Genomic DNA, 1,320 nt, shown 5'->3' with positions numbered 1-1,320 from the left:
ATTTTAATGAAATCTTGATTGGGATGTTTTCTGCCACCTTTTGGCGGAATATTCACAACACTTCCTTCAATGATTTTTAAAAGAGCTTGTTGCACACCTTCGCCTGATACATCTCTAGTGATAGAACGATTTTCAGATAATCTTGAAATTTTATCAATTTCGTCAATGAAGACTATGCCCATTTGCGCTCGATGTAAATCTCCGTTTGCAGCCTGTAAAAGTCTCGTAAGAATATTCTCGACGTCTTCACCGACATAACCAGCTTCCGTTAGAGATGTCGCGTCTGAAATAGCTATAGGAATATCAAGAAAACGTGCTAATGTTTGTGCCATAAGTGTTTTGCCGCTACCTGTAGGTCCAATTAAAAGGATATTGGATTTTGAGAGTTCCACGTTCTCCTCTAAATCTGTTACATTGATTTCTTCTTCAGAGAGTACTGCTTTTTGTTGATATGAAAGCCTCTTATAGTGATTATATACAGCCACACTAAAAACTTTTTTTGCATGATCCTGTCCTATAACATAATCATCTAAATATGCCTTTAATTCCTTTGGTGAGGGAATAGAATCTAATGAATAGGCTTCGCTGCCAATGCTATTCTTATCACTATAAAAAGATTCATAAATAAATACTGTGCATTTCTTACAAATATAAGCCTTTGTACCCGTAATTTTTTCGTTACTTGAGACAATGGGATTAGGCTTAGACTTTGCCTTGCCACAAAAACTACAAGTTTCTATCATCTATACTACCTCTTTTATAAGGAATTCCTCGTTCTGACTGCAAGATAAATTCACAGATTCTAATAATCTCACTATGAATATTTGTGTTACTTTGGGCTACTTTGAGTTCTAAAGACGTTAAATCTCTTAAGCTTTGCGAACCAGAAAAGAGTCTTTTATAAAGTGCGCCAATATCATCTATTGTTTCCCTATCCATAATCTTTCGCATACGAAATCTATTAAGCCCCACAATTTTAGCTCTATTGCCTTCAGCCATACAATAAGGGGGAATGTCTTGTGATAAAGCTGATGCTCCAGCAATCATAGCTCCTTCACCGATTTTAACAAATTGATGCACAGGGGTCATACCCCCAATATTTACGAAATTTTCAATATGAATATGTCCTCCTAATGTCGCATTATTTGCAAGAATATTATTATTCCCAATAATACAATCATGAGCAATATGAACATACGCCATAAATAAATTGTTGTTGCCAATCTTGGTGATTCCTCCTCCTCCTTCTGTACCCGGATTGAACATGCAAGATTCACGAATGAGGTTATTATCACCAATCTCCAAAAGTGTATTTTCACC

Annotated in this window: 2 protein-coding genes; both read right to left on the bottom strand. The window is 35.9% G+C overall.

Annotation, left to right across the window (positions count from 1 at the left end; translation table 11 throughout):
• Positions 1–743: AAA family ATPase (locus CQA44_RS12080; RefSeq protein ID WP_115547431.1), on the bottom strand; the 743-nt coding region annotated here is incomplete at its 3' end.
• Positions 727–1,320: acyl-ACP--UDP-N-acetylglucosamine O-acyltransferase (lpxA, locus tag CQA44_RS12075; RefSeq protein WP_115547430.1), on the bottom strand; the 594-nt coding region annotated here is incomplete at its 5' end. The genes lpxA and CQA44_RS12080, both read right to left, overlap by 17 nt.

Source organism: Helicobacter sp. MIT 14-3879 (assembly GCF_003364125.1).
The sequence above is the reverse complement of the archived record's forward strand: the minus strand, read 5'-3'. Positions and strand labels throughout refer to the sequence as shown.